Origin of the sequence: Methanofervidicoccus sp. A16, assembly GCF_003351865.1 — an archaeon.
GTDB lineage: Archaea > AGJL01 > Methanococci > Methanococcales > Methanococcaceae > Methanofervidicoccus.
Map to the genome: position 1 here is coordinate 764111 of NZ_CP022242.1, position 17560 is coordinate 781670.

Annotated in this window: 11 protein-coding genes; 6 read left to right on the forward strand and 5 right to left on the reverse strand. The window is 34.4% G+C overall.

Annotated elements, in window-relative coordinates:
* Nucleotides 1–937: 937 nt before the first annotated feature.
* From pscS to tgtA, 6 genes are all read left to right on the forward strand, one after another.
* The gene (pscS, locus tag CFE53_RS03640) at nt 938–2077 is read left to right on the forward strand and encodes an O-phospho-L-seryl-tRNA:Cys-tRNA synthase (protein ID WP_172456356.1); all 1140 of its coding nucleotides are present in this window, start codon (nt 938–940) and stop codon (nt 2075–2077) included.
* 1 nt (nt 2078) lies between these two features.
* Nucleotides 2079–2918: a shikimate dehydrogenase gene (aroE, locus tag CFE53_RS03645; protein ID WP_148120525.1), complete on the forward strand. Its 840-nt coding sequence runs from the start codon at nt 2079–2081 to the stop codon at nt 2916–2918.
* 269 nt (nt 2919–3187) lie between these two features.
* The gene (locus tag CFE53_RS03650) at nt 3188–3688 is read left to right on the forward strand and encodes an NIP7 N-terminal domain-related protein (protein WP_148120526.1); all 501 of its coding nucleotides are present in this window, start codon (nt 3188–3190) and stop codon (nt 3686–3688) included.
* Between the two features lie 19 nt (nt 3689–3707).
* On the forward strand, nt 3708–4514 hold the full coding sequence (locus CFE53_RS03655) for a hypothetical protein (RefSeq protein ID WP_148120527.1): 807 nt from the start codon (nt 3708–3710) through the stop codon (nt 4512–4514).
* A gap of 206 nt (nt 4515–4720) precedes the next feature.
* Nucleotides 4721–5359 carry a DDE-type integrase/transposase/recombinase gene (locus CFE53_RS03660; RefSeq protein WP_148120528.1) on the forward strand — a complete coding sequence of 213 codons (639 nt, stop codon included), beginning with the start codon at nt 4721–4723 and terminating at the stop codon, nt 5357–5359.
* A gap of 249 nt (nt 5360–5608) precedes the next feature.
* On the forward strand, nt 5609–7576 hold the full coding sequence (tgtA, locus tag CFE53_RS03665; protein ID WP_148120529.1) for a tRNA guanosine(15) transglycosylase TgtA: 1968 nt from the start codon (nt 5609–5611) through the stop codon (nt 7574–7576).
* A 1246-nt stretch (nt 7577–8822) separates the two neighbouring features.
* Here tgtA and CFE53_RS03675 read toward each other — a convergent pair.
* The 5 genes from CFE53_RS03675 to oadA all read right to left on the reverse strand — a co-directional run bounded on the left by CFE53_RS03675 (nt 8823) and on the right by oadA (nt 17340).
* Entirely contained in the window at nt 8823–9641 is an 819-nt protein-coding gene (locus CFE53_RS03675; RefSeq protein ID WP_148120531.1) for a DUF4013 domain-containing protein, read from the reverse strand.
* 71 nt (nt 9642–9712) lie between these two features.
* Nucleotides 9713–10876, reverse strand: coding sequence for a tyrosine decarboxylase MfnA (mfnA, locus tag CFE53_RS03680; protein WP_148120532.1), 1164 nt, complete (start codon nt 10874–10876; stop codon nt 9713–9715).
* A gap of 1155 nt (nt 10877–12031) precedes the next feature.
* Nucleotides 12032–13342, reverse strand: coding sequence for an Asp-tRNA(Asn)/Glu-tRNA(Gln) amidotransferase subunit GatA (gatA, locus tag CFE53_RS03685; RefSeq protein ID WP_148120533.1), 1311 nt, complete (start codon nt 13340–13342; stop codon nt 12032–12034).
* Between the two features lie 746 nt (nt 13343–14088).
* Nucleotides 14089–15600, reverse strand: coding sequence for an acetyl-CoA carboxylase biotin carboxylase subunit (locus tag CFE53_RS03690; RefSeq protein WP_148120534.1), 1512 nt, complete (start codon nt 15598–15600; stop codon nt 14089–14091).
* 36 nt (nt 15601–15636) lie between these two features.
* Nucleotides 15637–17340, reverse strand: a complete 1704-nt coding sequence (gene oadA, locus CFE53_RS03695; RefSeq protein WP_148120535.1) for a sodium-extruding oxaloacetate decarboxylase subunit alpha — start codon at nt 17338–17340, stop codon at nt 15637–15639.
* Nucleotides 17341–17560: the final 220 nt, after the last annotated feature.

A 17560-nucleotide genomic window follows, 5' to 3' on the forward strand; every position in this document is an offset into this window, starting at 1 on the left:
TTAATTTTATTTAAGAAGTAAATGAAGCTACCATAGAAAGGATAATAAGAAAGCCTAGAATATCTTTTAGAAATGTTATAAAAATATAAACCCACTTCCCATCAAGACTGTGATTAGAAGAATAATAAAAAATATCATAATAAGAATAATAAAAATCTTAAGAGTAAATAACAATAAAATAATCCTGAAGGGATAGAAATAAAAAAGTAAATAACCTTAATTCCCATCAAAGTAATGATTTAAATAATAAAAAAGACTGAAAGAATATTAAAATATTATCTTATAATAATATAATATTAATAATAACCAGCCTATTAGAAAAGATCTGTTCTACTTCCATAGTATTTTAAAGCACCCTAGGAGAGATTATTTATCTCTTATTTTGATCTTTTTATACCTTATTATTTTTTTATAATTTATTATTTTTATCAGAATTTTTTGATGGGAATTAGAGCTTTATTAATATTATTCAGTTAAAAAATTAGATATTATTTATTACCTTAGTTCCCACCAAGTAGTAATTAAAAGAATAATGAAAAAGATAATCATTATAATAAAAATCATGATTAAAATAATCAGTATAAAATCTATATATAAAAACTATTAAACATTCTAGGATCTTTCTAATCACTTAGGTAAGATAGGAGATCTTATTTCTGAATCCCTGTATTAAAAGATATACAGAGGATCATTCTCCTCCAATCTTATTTTTAAAATGCTATATCTAGGATAATAGAAGTCTTCTGTTTTTTTTTAAAACCTTTTTTTATTTTTATTATTTTTATAATAATATTTTTATTATCCTTTAAATTATCATTTTGATGGGAACTAGGGTTATTTATTATATAATTTTTTATTGTACTATTAATCTATGATAACACCCTATAATAACCATAAGATACTGATAATATTACTAAGATTTTCCCTAGGTGATTTAATGGAGATAAACTTGGACAAATATAAAAATCTCAGTAGACACCTTGAGAGAGAACTTATAAATCTAAATCCTATTCAGAGGGGAGGAGTTCTTCCTGTAGAAACTAAGAAGGCTATTTACGAGTTCTGGGATGGTTACAGTGTATGTGATTACTGTGGGGGACGTTTAGATGAGATAAAGACACCTCCAGTCTGTGGGTTTTTAGAGGATATATCTAAGTTCTTGGATATGGATATCTCCAGGCCCACCCATGGAGCGAGAGAGAGTAAGTTTATAGTTATGCACTCCATATGTAAAGAGGGGGACTACGTAGTGTTAGATAAAAATGCCCATTATACCTCCTACGTGGCTATAGAGAGGGCGAGGTTGAACTACGCCACAGTGAAGAACGACGGGTATCCCACCTATCGAATAAAACCTGAAAGATATAAGGAAGTTATCGATAAATTGGAGGATGAGGGGAAGAGTATAGGTTTAATACTACTTACCCATGTAGATGGATCCTATGGGAATCTAAGTGATGCCGAGAAGGTGGGAAAGATTGCCAAAAAAAAGGGATATCCATTCCTCCTAAACTGTGCCTATACAGTTGGGAGGATGCCAGTTAAGGGGAAAAAGTTGAAGGCAGATTTTTTAGCATGCTCTGGACATAAGAGTATGGCAGCATCTGGCCCAATAGGCATCCTCTCCATGAGGGAGGAGTTTGCAGAGGAGGTGCTGAGGAGATCTAAGAGTCATCCTAAGAAGGAGGTGGAACTCTTAGGATGTACAAGTAGAGGGGTGCCTCTCATCTCCCTTATGGCAAGTTTTCCATACGTTGTTGAGAGGGTTAAGAGATGGGATGAGGAGTTAAAGAAGACTAGGTACGTGGTAGATAGGTTGGAGGAGATAGGTTTTAAACAGTTAGGTGTGAAACCTAAGGAGCATGATCTCATTAAATTCGAGACGTCTGTACTTGAGGAGATATCCAAGAGGGATAAGAGAAGGGGATATTTCTTTTACGAGGAGTTGAAGAAGAGAGGTATTGGAGGTATAGTGCCAGGGGTTACAAAGGAGATAAAGATGAGTGTATATGGATTAACCTGGGAGCAGGTGGAGTACGTAGTTGATGCTATTGTGGAGATAGTGGAGAGGTGTTAATATGATAGACTCTAAAACTAAACTTTTAGGTGTTATAGGACATCCTGTGGAGCACTCTCTGTCTCCTATTATGCACAATAGAGCCCTAAGGGATAAAGATCTAAACTACGTATATTTGGCCTTCGACGTCCATCCTGATAGGTTGAAGTACGTAGTAGATGGTGCAAAGGCACTTGGGACATTTAGAGGTTTTAACGTTACAGTACCTCATAAGGTGGAGATTATAAAGTATCTAGATGAGTTAGATAGGGAGGCTCAACTTATAGGGGCGGTTAATACTGTAAAGATCGAAGATGATAGGGCAATAGGATACAATACAGATGGATTAGGTGCCCGTATGTCCCTTGAGGAGGAGGTAGGAAAGGTAAAGGGTAGGGATATCCTCATAGTAGGTGCAGGGGGTGCTGCAAGGGCTGTGGCATTTGAACTGGCTAAGGATAACAACATCACCATAGTGAATAGAACAGTTGAGAGGGCTAAACTTCTGGCAGAGGAGATCTCTAGAAAGTTAAATAGAGAAGTAGGGTATGGAGATCTAAGTGTAGATATAGGAAATTACGAGATAGTTATCCACACTACACCAGTTGGTATGTATCCTCATATTAATGTAAAACCTGTAATAGACGTAAATAATATACGTAGTGATATGGTAGTTATGGATCTCATATACAATCCAAGGGAGACTGTACTACTTAGAGAGGCTAAAAAGAGGGGGGCGAAGACTATCAACGGTATTGGGATGTTGGTATATCAGGGTGCATTAGCCTTTGAGATATGGACAGGTGTAAAACCAGATGTTGAGGTTATGAGGAGAAGTGTAGAGGACCATTTAGGATATTAAATCAGTGGAATAATCAATAAATATCTTTCATAACTTTCATTTTAAACATAAATTATTTATACTAAACATATCACTATTTTAATTCTAATAACTATAATTATAAATCATGAAAAATATGTCCTTTTTCCCCACTCTTGAGGGATTTCCGGAAATAAGAAATTCTTTCTACGTTTCCATTATATGGTTTTCTGAATAATTAGTAAGAAATAAAATCGGCAAGGTTGGGGTTATTACCACTGATATCTCGAGAGAAGGTAGATATTGGGAACATGAAATCCAGAGAATTAAATCTCGAGGAGATCAACTGTATAAAAAATATATTAAATTATTATCTCAATAAGGAGACTATAGAAAATTTTAAATTCGAGAATTTATACCTCCTATACGATAAGGATAGGTACGATGTTATCTACACCACCAAGGATGTCTTAAAAAATCTGAAGTTATTTAAAAATATTTACGGTGCAGGTTTAATATTTGGAAGTTTTAAAAAGAGTAAAGATAAGATTAAATTTACACTGTCCTTAGAGGGAATGACTCTCATTTCCAAGGATATCGTTAAAAACTACGCTGTAGTTAATAGAAAGGGAGAAATTCTCTTCTTGTACGGTAGGGATATATTCCTGTCTTCTGTTTTGGAGTTAAAGGGTGGAGGGAGGTTGGCCATATTTAACATGGATAGGGAGTTTCTCGGGATCGGTAACTACGGAGGAGGGAAGATTATTAAGAACGTTATAGATAAGGGATGGTATTTGAGAGAAGGTGGATAAAAAAATTTTCAGTGATACTATGGAATCTAAGAGACTTATAAGTAAGATACTAAAGGATATCTATAGAAATTTAGACGAGTACTCCAAGGATCTAATAAGAGCCTGTAATTACAACGTAAAGTTCCAGGGCCTATTTTTAGTAGATAGAAATACTGGAAAGAGGAGAACTGTAGAATCCCTGGAGGACTGTGAGTCTCTACCATCTTTTAAGGTGGAGAATAGGAGGTACATCCTTAAAGGAGTTAACTTAGAAGACATTCACAACGATACTCTGGAGATACTTCTGTCCTCGGAAACATCTAAAGGGTACTCTTTCAAGGTAGATGAGGACTACAAGGTTATTGGACCTAACAGGGATATCACATACGAACATCGAGAGAGGATATTAAAGTGGAACGAACTCTCTGAAGAGGAGTTGGATAAAAAACTTGATAGATTCTACGACATTGTAGAGAGGGTAAGCGAGGATCTAAAAAAGGTAGAGGGTATGGAGAATTACAACTTTATAGTATACACAGATATATTTATGGATTTAGATATCATGGAGAACATTGTTGAAAAAGATGAAGATATGACTATAATCTGGATACATCCTCTATATCTCTTCTCCAGTGAGAATGTTTTAAAGGGCGTTGTTGCCTACGAGTTAGCCTCCTACAACAGGAAGATCTTAGAGGAGTTCTACAGGGACATTGTGGAGTACTGTATGGAGTATAAGAAACTCTTTGGTAAGAACTTGAATATCCTTAGTAAGATAAAAGATATCGCCATAAAGAGAAAGGATAAAGAGGTTATGGATATTATAAAGGAGATAGAGGAGATGTAGATAAGGATAGATAAAGTTTTTTCCTCTTTTATTTAAAAAAGATTAATAATATTATATTTAATAAAAAAAATTATTATTATTAAAATTAGAAGAAATTTTATAATATAATAAATTTATTAAACTACTTTAAAAAGAAATGGAAAAGAAACTGGGTCCTGTCCACATAAAACAAACATCATATATAACAATGTACATAAGATACTATTATGCTAAGAGTAAAAGATATTATAAAGGAATTAAAAATCTTTAAGAGGAACAAAATACCTATAGAAATTAAAACACTCGCCATTGCAACCTACATTCAGACATCTTCAGTAAGAAGGACTGCCAGAATTCTTTCAGAGATTTATCCAGTCTCAAAAACATCAGTTTGGAACTGGATAAATAAGTTTAAAGAAGAATTATCCATTACAACAGAGGAAAGAGAAAGAGATCTAATAGCGATAGATGAAACTGTTGTTAAAGGTGGCGGGAAGCACTATTACGTTTATTCAGCTGTAGATGTTGAGAGGAATGAATTAATTTTAATGAGAGTCTATACAATAAGGAATCATCTAATTACGAGGTCCTTTGTAAAGAAAGTACTGAAGTACTGTAGGGGTGAGCCTAAATTCCTTATAGATAAAGCCCCATGGCTAATTAGTGCTCTAAAAAGTCTTAATTTAAACTTTGAACATCAGACTTTTGGGCGGGGGAGTTTGATAGAATCGGTGTTTTCTTCTCTGAAGCAGAGGGTAAAGATCTTTTTCTGCTCTATTAATGCTAAAAATCCTGTTAGAAACTGGAACTTCTTTTGTAGGTTATTTGTTCTGTATTATAATAAACTGAGGTGGTGTTTATGTTAAGTGGACAGGTCCAGAAACTGAAAACTTAAATACTGGAAGAAATAAATAAAGTTCCCTTAAATACTGCTCCTTGAGTTGTGATTTTACTATTATACTATATAGTTAGAGTTTATAATATCAATAAGGAACTGTTTTATTTTTTTATTGTGATTACTATCGTTAATTAATATTATCATTATTATTTTTTATTGTTTTTTTTAACTATTTCATAAAATAAGATACAAACACTAAACAACAACAGGTGACTCCATGTTCCAGATAAAATCGAGAGATGGACTAGGAAAAATCGGGAAATTGGAGATAAATGGAAAAATAATCGAAACACCAACGATAATGCCAGTTATACATCCCAACCCAGATAAGCAACTTGTCCCAATGGAGACTGTTAAAAAACTTGCAGATGTGGTGATTACAAACTCCTATATTATATACTCTAAACCAGAACTTAGAGAAATAGCAGAGGAGAAAGGCGTTCATAGGTTAATAGGGTTTGATAAGGTAGTGGTTACAGACAGTGGCTCCTTCCAACTTAGTGTATATGGAAATATAGATGTAGAACCATTAGAAATAGTGGAATTCCAGGAGAGGATAGGGGTAGATGTAGGGACTATATTGGATATACCTACACCGCCCTATGCAGATAGGGAAAGAGCAGAGAGAGATTTAGAGGAGACTATAAGGAGAGGTAGGAAATCCCTTGAGTTGAAAAGAAAGAACAACTATAAGATGCTCCTAAATGGGACTATTCAGGGATCTACATATATGGATCTCAGGAGAAGATGCGCAGAGATCATGGGAAGTATGGGTTTCGATATATATCCTATAGGTGCAGTTGTACCTCTTTTGGAAAAGTACGACTATAAAACCCTTGTAGATGTTATCCTCAACTCAAAGATGGGCCTACCTACCAACAAACCTGTTCATCTCTTTGGATGTGGACATCCCACCCTATTCGCCATCTCCGTCCTCCTTGGATGTGATCTATTTGACAGTGCAGCCTACGCCCTCTACGCCAAGGATGACAGGTATCTAACAGAGTATGGTACTTACTATTTAGAGGATTTAAAGGATCTTAAACAGTTCCCATGCTCCTGTCCAGTATGCAGTAAGTACTCTCCAAAGGAAGTATATGACATGGATAAAAGGGAGAGGGAGAGGGTATTAGCAGAACATAACCTGTACGTTACCTTCGAGGAGATGAGTAGGGTAAAGGAGGCTATTAGGGAAGGTGCCCTCTGGGAGTTGGTGGAGTTGAGATGTAGAAGCCATCCAAGGTTGTTGGAGGCATACAGACAGGCCTTGAAGTACGTTGAATTTATAGAGAAGTTCGATCCTGTCACTAAGAAGTCTGGGTTTTTCTACGGTGGATACGAGAGTTTATTTAGACCTGAAGTAATAAGACATAAGGAGAGGATTCATAGGATAAAATTTGAGAAGATATATATAACTACAGTGTCAAAGGATGTGGAGAAGCCCTACAGTGAGAACCTTAATATCCTTCCAAGTGATGTGGATATCCTTGTAAAGGATGACGTATTTGGGTTGATACCACTGAATATAGATATTATCTATCCATTACTACAAAGTGAGATACCTGAACTCTACGATATTGAGAAGGAGTTCAATAAGAAGTTTGTAAAGGAGTTCGTTGAAAAATATAAAGATAAAATATTGGATATTGTTACCTACAACTACTATATCAGTTATTACAACTCCAAGGAGAATAAAAATAAGATAGATAGTGATATCCTGAAAATAGACAGGATGCTCCAGTATCAGTACGGATTTAAGATATTAGACGAGGAGATTATGAAAAAGATAATAGTAAGGAGGAGTAAAAGGACAGGGTGGATAAGGAATGTACTTATAGTTAAAAACGGTGAAAAAAAGGTTTTATTTGCTTTAAGATCCTACGACAACTTCCTTATACCAACAGAGGAGGGAGCAAAACTCCTACATAGTAAGATACCATATCCAAAGTACAGGGTTGTTGTAGATAGATCTGTTGAGAGGTTTGCAAGGGAGGGGAGATCTGTATATGCTAAGTTCGTTGTAGACTGTGATAGGGATCTTAGGCCCTATGAGGAGGTACTTGTTGTAAATGAGGATGATGAACTTTTGGGATACGGTACTACTATACTCAACGGTAGGGAGTTGATGGAGTTTAACTACGGTGTTGCAGTTGATATGAGGGGAGGGATTGACGATAAAGAGTAATTAAACTAATACATAAAAATAAAAAGAATAAAACCTAAAAAAGTAGAAGTGACAAAAATCTGTTTTCCTTCCCTAGTATTTGGCGTAGAGTAAAATAAACGGTGAAATTTTATTTTTATATTCTTTTATTATTATATTGTTATAAAATTATAAACTTTTTTAAACTAATAAAGCTCAATATTATTATAATAAATAAAGAAATGTAAAAACTCTTAAGAAGAAGAATTAACAGAAATTTTAAAAATGTTCCCTATCATTTTAAGGATATTTAGAAGATGGGATTTTATACTTCATTACATAGAGATTTTTTATTTTTAAAATTTTTAATAATTTTTATTTATTATGTATATCTTAGTTCCTATCAAGATTATAATTAGAAGAATAATAAGGACATTACAAAGAAATCCTTTTTTAACGAAATTTACCGTTGCTAGTGGGATGTATATTGCAAGTGCTATCAGCACCACCAACATATATACAGAGATAACAGATAGGTCAAATAACCTGTAAGCCCTCCCAATGTACTAAATAATCCTACTGTTAAGAGTAAAGTAATAGGTAAATACACCACTAGATTTAATATTAACAGTGCAAAAATATACACAACTCCATTTTTTACGATCTCAGTAAAATTACTCCAATCAGGCAGGGTATCAAGTCTTTTAACAGTGTTTTTTATTACTTCTATACAACCTTAGTTCCCACCAAGTAGTGATTAAAGGACAATGAAAACAATCAATATAAAAACTATTAAACATTCTAGGGTCTTTCTAATCACTTAGTTAAGATAGAATATCTCATTCTGAATTCCTGTATTAGAAGGTATTCAGAGGACTATTCCTTTTCAATCTTCTTTTTAAAATGCTGTATCTGGGATAATAGAAGTTTTCTGTTTTTTAAATATTATTCTTTATTTTTTATTTTTATTAATTTTTATAATTATTTTTATTATTCTTTAAACTATTCTTTTGATGGGAACTAGGGTTTCTATACAGTATCCTACTATGATTACAGTAAAAATTAGAGTTATTCCAGGAATAAGGATAAGTGAAAGCGGCCCTAAAAGTATTGACAATAGCCAATCTACGACTATATTAAAAAACAACAGTAATCCTCCAATAAGCACTTTTAACCGATCTGATGTAGCATATTTAAAGGGTTCTACTAAATATTTCTCTATGGAAGACATTAATACTACCTCTTTAATCTATTTTGAAAAATTATAGATAAATTTAACAACAGTTTTTTACTGTTCCTTCTCTCTTTCTAGGTAGTACTTGGTTACTGCCCTGTATGACATTATTCCAAATATAAAAGACATGATAGTATTACACATTATGTAGATCGATATCACTATTATAGAGATAAATATATCCAACATAGGTACAATTATATTGGCAATAGTTTCCAAAATAAAGTTAAAAATAAAGTTTATTACAAAATACAACAGTAGTATCAATATATACTCAAAAGATATCTTTTTTAGTACATCGGAAAATTTGAAGAATCCAGAAAATCCTTTTTTAGCAAAATTTACTGTTGCTAGTGGAACGTATATTTTAAGTGCTATAGACACTACTAACATATATAGGAGTAGTACCAATATATATGCTAACAGGGATGTGATTATTGTCCAGAGATCACTATGTCTAAAACTATCTACCGTCGCAATCGCTCCTGTAAAAAATATCCCTATTATTAAAAGTAAAATAGCAGGTAAATAGGCTAACAATATCAATATAAACAGTGCAACAGTATACAAAACTCCATCTTTTAAGATTTCAATAAAGTTACTCCAGTCAGGTAGTGTATCAAGTCCTTTAAGGGTGTTTTTTACCACCCCTATGTAGTATCCTGTAATAGCCATAGAGGTTATTATAAAGAATAATAGGCCTATACCTAACGTTAAAATAAATGTAGAGAAATTCAATTTTATATACGCTATTAATGATATAGAGATAATAACTATAGGGATACCTAACAATAAAATAACTATTAACACTTTTAACCGATCTGATGTAGCATATTTAAATGGCTCTATTAGATATTTTTCTAAAAAAGACAAAAATATCACCTCTTCAATCTTACCGGTTAATTTCTATCTTAACAATAATGTGCATATAGTTATTCAAGAATTCAATCCCTCTTACACTGGGCAAGGGCATCAATGAACCTATCTATATGTTCCTTGGTGATGTGAGGCATCACCACAATCCTAAGGGCATCTACACACCTACAGATTGAAAGGTACCATCCTTTTTTCCTAAGTATTAGAGATGTATTTACAGGGTCCTCATCTTTTATCGCCACAATATTTAAAACAGGATCTATTACCCTCTCGAAACTGTACTCCTTCATCCTCTTTACTAGGTAATAGGTATTTTCCATACACTGGGATACTATTTCTCTGTATCCATCTGGCCCTAAAACTTTCATTATACCCCAGGTTGCAGCCACTCCAATACCACTTCTCGTTCCAATAAGTGTAGCCTGGGAGTCCTCTGTTAGATAGGGAGTCTCCACATCTAAGTATCTTTTAAAGGAGAAGTCTCTAAATAATATACCCCCTGCAGGTATCGGTGCAAGGCCCATTTTATGAGGATCTACTGTAATGGAGAAGATATTATCTAGTGAAAAATCAAAATGATAGTTATATCCCTCTAATTTGTATCTCTCCTCTAAGAAGGGTATAACAAAACCTCCAAATGCAGCATCTACATGGATATATATGTTGTACTCCTTAGCCACCTTGGAGATCTCTGGAATATTATCTATGGTACCAAGTTCAGTGGAACCTGCTATAGTTACTATCCCATCTATGCCCTTCTCTATGTTATCCTCTATGTAGTCCTTTAGGTACTTCACATCCATGGTGTATTTTCTATCGAGAGGTACCACTGTATAGTTTAGGTCCATCATTTCCCTAGCCTTCTCAAAGGAGAAATGTGCAGTCTCAGGTATAAGAATATTTGCCTCTCTTCTACCCTTCTCCTTCGCCATCTTTTTTACAACCCTCATAGCAGTTATATTGGCCTCTGTACCTCCAGATATGATATAACCGAAGGGATTATTGTTGTGGAGCATCTCCCCTATCATCTTAATAACTTCTTCTTCCAACCTCTTAGTCCCTGGGAATAAACCTGGATCTCCCAAGTTTGTCTCAAGAAACATCTCAACGATCTTCTTAGATATTGGATGAGGTTTAGTACACATAGATCCCAGTATCCTACCATCCTCGTACTTTAGATCCATTTCTCTGTATTTTTTTAATTTTTCTAGAATCTCCTTTTCTTTTTTCATACTTTCCCTTCGATCCTTTAACTGATTTTGGTAGTTATTCAACTTTTAAATCATAAAAACTAATAAAATGAGAATAATGGGAATAATAAAAATAAATCTTCAAACTGTTAAACTCTGAAAATAAAAATAAATATCTTTCTCTAACTACTCTGGATAGTGGAGGAATAAAAGGGGGTCCCTTAAATAATAAGATAAGTACTATAAACTTCGTAAACATATTGTTAGAACTAAAAGGTTTTTCTAAAATCTAATCTAAAATACCTATAATTAAAAAATAAAATAAAAAACTCCTTTATTTAAGATGTTCCAAGAGATAACGATGAGATTTTACCTTTTAACTGTTTTGATTTTAGTTATTTTTTATTATTATTATTATTTTTATTATATTTTTTTACTCTAGTTCCTATTAATGATGGTAATAAAATAATTAATAAAACCCTAGTTTCCATCAAAAGAATAGTTTAAAGAATAATAAGGATAATTATAAAAATAATTATAAAAATAATAAAAATAAAGAAAAAAGGTTTTAAAAAAAAACAGAAAACTTCTATTATCCTAGATATAGCATTTTAAAAATAGGATTGGAGGAGAATGATCCTCTGTATATCTTTTAATACGGGGATTCAGAATAAGATCTCCTATTTTATCTAAGTGTTCAGAAAGATCCTAGAATGTTTAATAGTTTTTATATATAGTTTTTATATTGGTTATTTTCATTATGATTTTTATTATAACAATTATTATTATTTTTCATTTTTTCATTATTCTTTTAATCACTACTGATGGGAACTAAGGTTAATAAAATTCTTAAAAAACCGAATACTCTATTGGGAAATAATAATAAATCCTAAATGTTTTCTAGTATCAAAAAGTAGGAATATTACTTAGAATTCTATAAATTGTACCATCAGTTATAGTAGGCTAAACTGAGAACAAAATAATTAGAGTAAAAAAGTAAAAAATTAATAAATAAAAAAGAAAATAAAAAATAAAAAACTTTTCCAGCACACAGTATGAACCAGAAGGATAAAGATTAGATTTACTTTGATTATATTCTTATTTGATGTTTAATAATTTTAAGGTTTATTATTCTTTAATTTTCCTTTTTATAAGTTATTATTAATTGTTATTTAGTTTAACAATCATTTATAACCCTCAGAAATTCTTCTCAAATTGTATCATAATATTCAATATCTTCTCGTCATCAAAGGGCTTCCCCATTATCTGCAGTCCCACAGGTATCCCATTTATATCTCCACATCTAACTACACCTGCACATATACCACAGAGGTTCGCAGGCACAGTTAAGACATCGTAGGCGTACATCTCCATTGGAGTAAGTTCCTCTCCTATTTTATGAGGAAGTTTAGGCACTGTAGGAGATACTATAGCATCAACATCCTTGAAGAGTTTCAACATCTCCCTCTTCATCATCCTCCTAGCCTGTAGTGCCCTTTTGTAATACTTCCCACTGTACTCCTTTTCACTTATATGCCTACCTATCAATATCCTCCTAAGTACCTCCTCCCCACATACCTCCTCTATCGGATATCCGTACCTTCTACCGTCGTACCTCCTTGTTGCAGAGAAGAACTCAACGTAGTTTATAAGGTAGTATGTAGGAAGGGCTAGATCTACATACTTATAACTTAACTCCACAACCTCCCAGTTAAGATCCCTGAAAACCTCAATACCCTTTTCGATTCTCTCCCTTATTTTCTCATCACTAACCTCCATAAACTCCTTAACAACCCCTATTTTATAATTTTTCATTTCCTCCCCATCCCATACCTTGAACTCTGGAGTGTCTACAGTTGTACTATCTGAGAAATCCTTCCCTTTAATTATATTAGTTAATAATAGGGCATCCCTGGCGTTCTTTGTCAGTGGCCCTATCTGATCGAAACTCATGGCTAGATCACAGAGCCCCTGCCTACTTACAACTCCATAAGACGGTTTAAATCCAACTACTCCACAGTGGGAGGCAGGGTTTCTTATACTTCCCCCTGTATCACTCCCCAATGCCATATCACAGAGATCGGCAGATACTGCAGCTGCACTCCCTGAACTACTTCCCCCAGGTATTCTATCTTCAGCCATAGGGTTCTTCGTAGGCCCATAGTAAGATGTCTCCCCACTACTTCCACAGGCGAACTCATCCATATTTGTCATACCGATTATTAAACCCCCCTGGGACTTTATCTTTTTAATTACAGTGGCATCGTAGGGACTTACATAGTTCTCAAGTGTCTTAGAGGCGCAGGATACTACGTATCCCTTGACGTTTATGTTGGACTTTACCCCAATGATTTTACCGTATAATGGTTTCTTCTTTAACTTCTCATTTTTTTCTAAATCTTCAGCCTCTTTAAGTACCCTCTCTCTATCTATCTGTATGTACGCATTTATACCTGATTTTTCTATCTTTTCAAGATACTCCTGAACCTTCTCTACAATATCGCCCATTCTATTCACCTTTTGATTATTTACAAAAAATAATTATCTCTCTTTTCTCTAAATCTACTCTATTTTTAATATATAAACCTTTAATTAGAATATGGAAAAATTTACTTTAAAATATTTGAAGATATTGATAAAAAATTAGATGTTTTTAAGATATTGGGTCATTTAAATTACCTATATATAACTTTTTGAACTCATAATAAAATAAAATATTTTGAGTCTTCCATATTAATATTAATAAACAAAACCTATTAAATAAAAAGAATAATAATCTAATTCTCATATTAGGTGTTAAAAAAATAATGAAAATAAAATTATAATAATAATTACAAAAAATAAGAATTAAAAAATAAGATAAGGTTTTATAAAATAAAAACTACAAAATTATAAATTTTTAAAAGGCATAAACAGATAATAGACTAAATGAGATCAAATAAGATAATAAAATGATAATTATCATAATAACAATATTGCAATAATAACAATTTTGCCGTTTTAATATTAAAAGAACTATTTAACCTTTTTAGTGTTTTGACAGGAAGGGTAAAAAACCCAACTTTTTTCCACTACTAAGGAACATTCCAAAGAGATAGGATAATGAATTATTATAATAATAACTATGAAATATTTTTTTATTTTAATTTATTAAAACTATTATTTTAAAAATTATTACTTTTTTTGATTTTTATTTAAAAATTTTGAAACATTGGTATTCTATCTAAAAAGAGATTAATAAAACATCAATCCCTCTACTCCCCTGAATATTTATCATTTAACTTATTTCTATTTACAACACTTGTAATGTAGGCGTTTAAACCTCCTGCAAGTGCAACTATTTTCTTACTATCGTGGAATACTTTCTCTTCGAAGAGTTTTTCAAGATCCATGGCCTCTATAGCGTACTTAGTTACCTTTTCCTTCAGATACTTCTTGTGATCCTCTATATAATGGGTTGATATATTCCCTTTTCTGAAGTCTTCCTCCTCCATCACTGCCCTGTGGAAGGGTATGTTTGTGCTGACACCTAGTATTATATACTCCTTAAGTGCCCTTTTCATTCTTGCAATGGCCTCCTCCCTATCCCTTCCATAGGTTATCAACTTTGCTATCATAGAGTCATAGTAAGGAGGTATCTCTGCACCACTGTAGACACCACTGTCTATCCTAACTCCAGGCCCTCCTGGGGATCTGTAGTACTTTATCCTCCCTGGAGATGGTACAAACTCCCTTAGAGGATCCTCTGCGTTTATCCTACACTCTATGGCATGTCCCCTTATCTCTATATCCTCCTGTTTGAAAGGGAGTTTCTCCCCGTAGGCTATCTTTATCTGCTCCTTTACAATATCTATACCTGTGACTATTTCAGTTATTGGATGTTCAACCTGGATCCTTGTATTCATCTCCAAGAAGTAGAACTCTCCATCGTAGTACAGGAACTCTACAGTCCCTGCATTGCAGTAGTTTATAGCCTTTGCAGCCCTTACTGCAGCCTCTCCCATCCTCTTCCTTAACTCTTCAGTCATAATAGGTGAAGGTGCCTCCTCAATTAACTTCTGGTGTCTCCTCTGTATGGAACACTCCCTCTCTCCAAGATATACCACATTTCCATACTTGTCTGCCAGTATCTGTATCTCTATATGTCTCGGTTTTTCAAGGTACTTCTCTATGAATATGGTAGGATCCCCAAAGGCACTCTTTGCTATGGATTGGGTAGACTCTATCGTTTCTATCAGTTCCTCCTTGTTATGGGCCACTGCCATCCCTATACCTCCCCCTCCAGCGGAGGCCTTTACTATCACAGGATAACCTATCTCCTCTGCAACTGCCACTGCTTCTTCTACATCCTCAACTGGCCCATCTGTACCAGGAAGTACTGGCACTCCAGCCTTTTTCATTATCTTTTTTGCGTTTATCTTACTACCCATGGCTTCTATAGCTTCGGCAGGAGGTCCTATAAATACTATCCCATTCTCCTCACAGGCTCTGGCAAAATTTGGATTCTCCGCGAGGAAACCATAACCAGGATGTATAGCCTCGGCACCACTCTTCTTTGCAACCTTTATTATCCTCTTTATATTTAGATAACTCTTAGATGCCTGTGGGGGCCCTATACAGTAACTCTCATCTGCCAAGGATGTAAATAGGGCATGTTCATCTGCCTGGGAGTATATTGCAACAGTCTTTATATCTAATTCCTGACATGCCCTTATAACCCTAACTGCAATCTCCCCCCTGTTGGCTATAAGTATCTTCTTGAACATAGTATCACTATTAAAAATTTTAATAATAATTATAATTTATTTTATTATCATAAGGATATCCCCCACATTCACAGTCTGCCCTTCATGGACGAGGATCTTCTCAACCTTTCCATCTACAGGACTTTCAACAGGGTTCTCCATCTTCATAGCCTCAAGTATAAGTATAACATCCCCCTTCTTTACAGTGTCTCCTTCTTTCACCTTTATCTTTGTGATCATACCTCTAAGAGGAGAGGTTACCGCCCCCTCTGTCTCTACAGTGATCTCCTCCTTTTTCTTCTTCATCTCAGTTCCATACCTAGGCTTTATCCTAACCTCGTATGCCTCCCCATCCACCTCAATTATATACTCAGTTGGTATCTCTAAGAACTTAGATACCTCCTTCTCCTCTGGTATTGGCTCAGGTTTCAACTCTCCTCTCAAGAACTTAAGGGCAATATGTGGATAGAGGGCATATGTTAGTATATCCTCCTCCTTTGATACTATCCCCTTCTCCTCAGCCTCCTTTTTAAACTTCTCGTACTCAGGTTCTAAGAGATCTGCAGGCCTACAGGTGATAGGTTTCTCACCCTCTCCCAGTGCCCTCTTCATAAGTTCCTTACTTATTGGAGCAGGTGGCTTTCCATACAGTCCCTTTATATAGTTTATTACCTCGTTTGTAATGATCTTGTACCTTTCCCCTGTAAGTACGTTCATTACAGCCTGAGTACCTACTATTTGAGATGTTGGCGTTACTAAAGGTGGATAACCTAGATCTGCCCTTACCCTTGGAATCTCTTCCAATACCTCCTGTAGTTTATCCAAGGCTCCCTGTTCCTTCAATTGGGATATAAGATTTGAGAGCATTCCCCCAGGTATCTGATATACAAGTATCCTTGTATCTATCCTCTCTGCTATTGGATCTATGAGATACTTGTACTTTTCCCTAACCTTGTCGAAGTACTCCCTAATCTCGTTTAAAAGTTCTAGATCTAACTTTGTATCGTAGGGAGTACCCTTAAGTGCAGCAACTACACTCTCTACAGGTGGATGAGAGGCACCCATTGACAGTGGGGACATGGCACAATCTACCACATCTACCCCTGCCTCAATTGCAGTCATGAAGGTAAATGGGGCTATACCACTGGTACAGTGGCTGTGGAGGTGTATAGGTAAGGAAACCTCCTCCTTCAACCTCTTAATAAGTTCCTTAGCATCGTAAGGTAGAAGTAGTCCTGCCATATCCTTTATACCTATGGAATCGCAACCAAGTTCCTCAAGTTTCTTGGCGAGTTCTACAAACTGATCTATAGTGTGTACTGGACTTACAGTATAACATATATCCCCCTGTACATGAGCCCCTAACCTCTTTGCAACCTTTATGGAGAACTCCATATTTCTAATATCGTTTAAGGCATCGAATATCCTGAATATGTCAATACCGTTCTCATAAGCCTTCTCTATAAACTTCTCTACAATATCATCTGGATAGTGTCTGTATCCCACAAGGTTTTGCCCCCTCAATAACATCTTAAGAGGTGTGTTCTGAACTCTCTTTCTTATAATTCTTAATCTCTCCCAGGGATCTTCATTGAGATACCTTATACAGGCGTCAAAAGTGGCTCCACCCCATACCTCTAGGGAGTGGAATCCTACCTCATCCATTTTCTCCAAAATAGGTACCATATCCTCCGTTCTCAGTCTTGTGGCCATAAGAGATTGATGCCCATCCCTCAATGTAACGTCTGTTATCTTTACCATACTTTCCCCCTTTAAAAATAGTTGAAATCAGTATTTCAAAATCTTAATAAAAATAGTTCTCTACCTTATATTACTATTCTATAAAGTGTTATTTATACTTTTTTCACTTTAAAATAATAATTATAAAAAGTTGTTATAAATCTTATCTTTCTGAGATCATAATGACAAGATTATATATTATATCGATATCAACAATTTATTCAAAAATCAATCTAAAAAG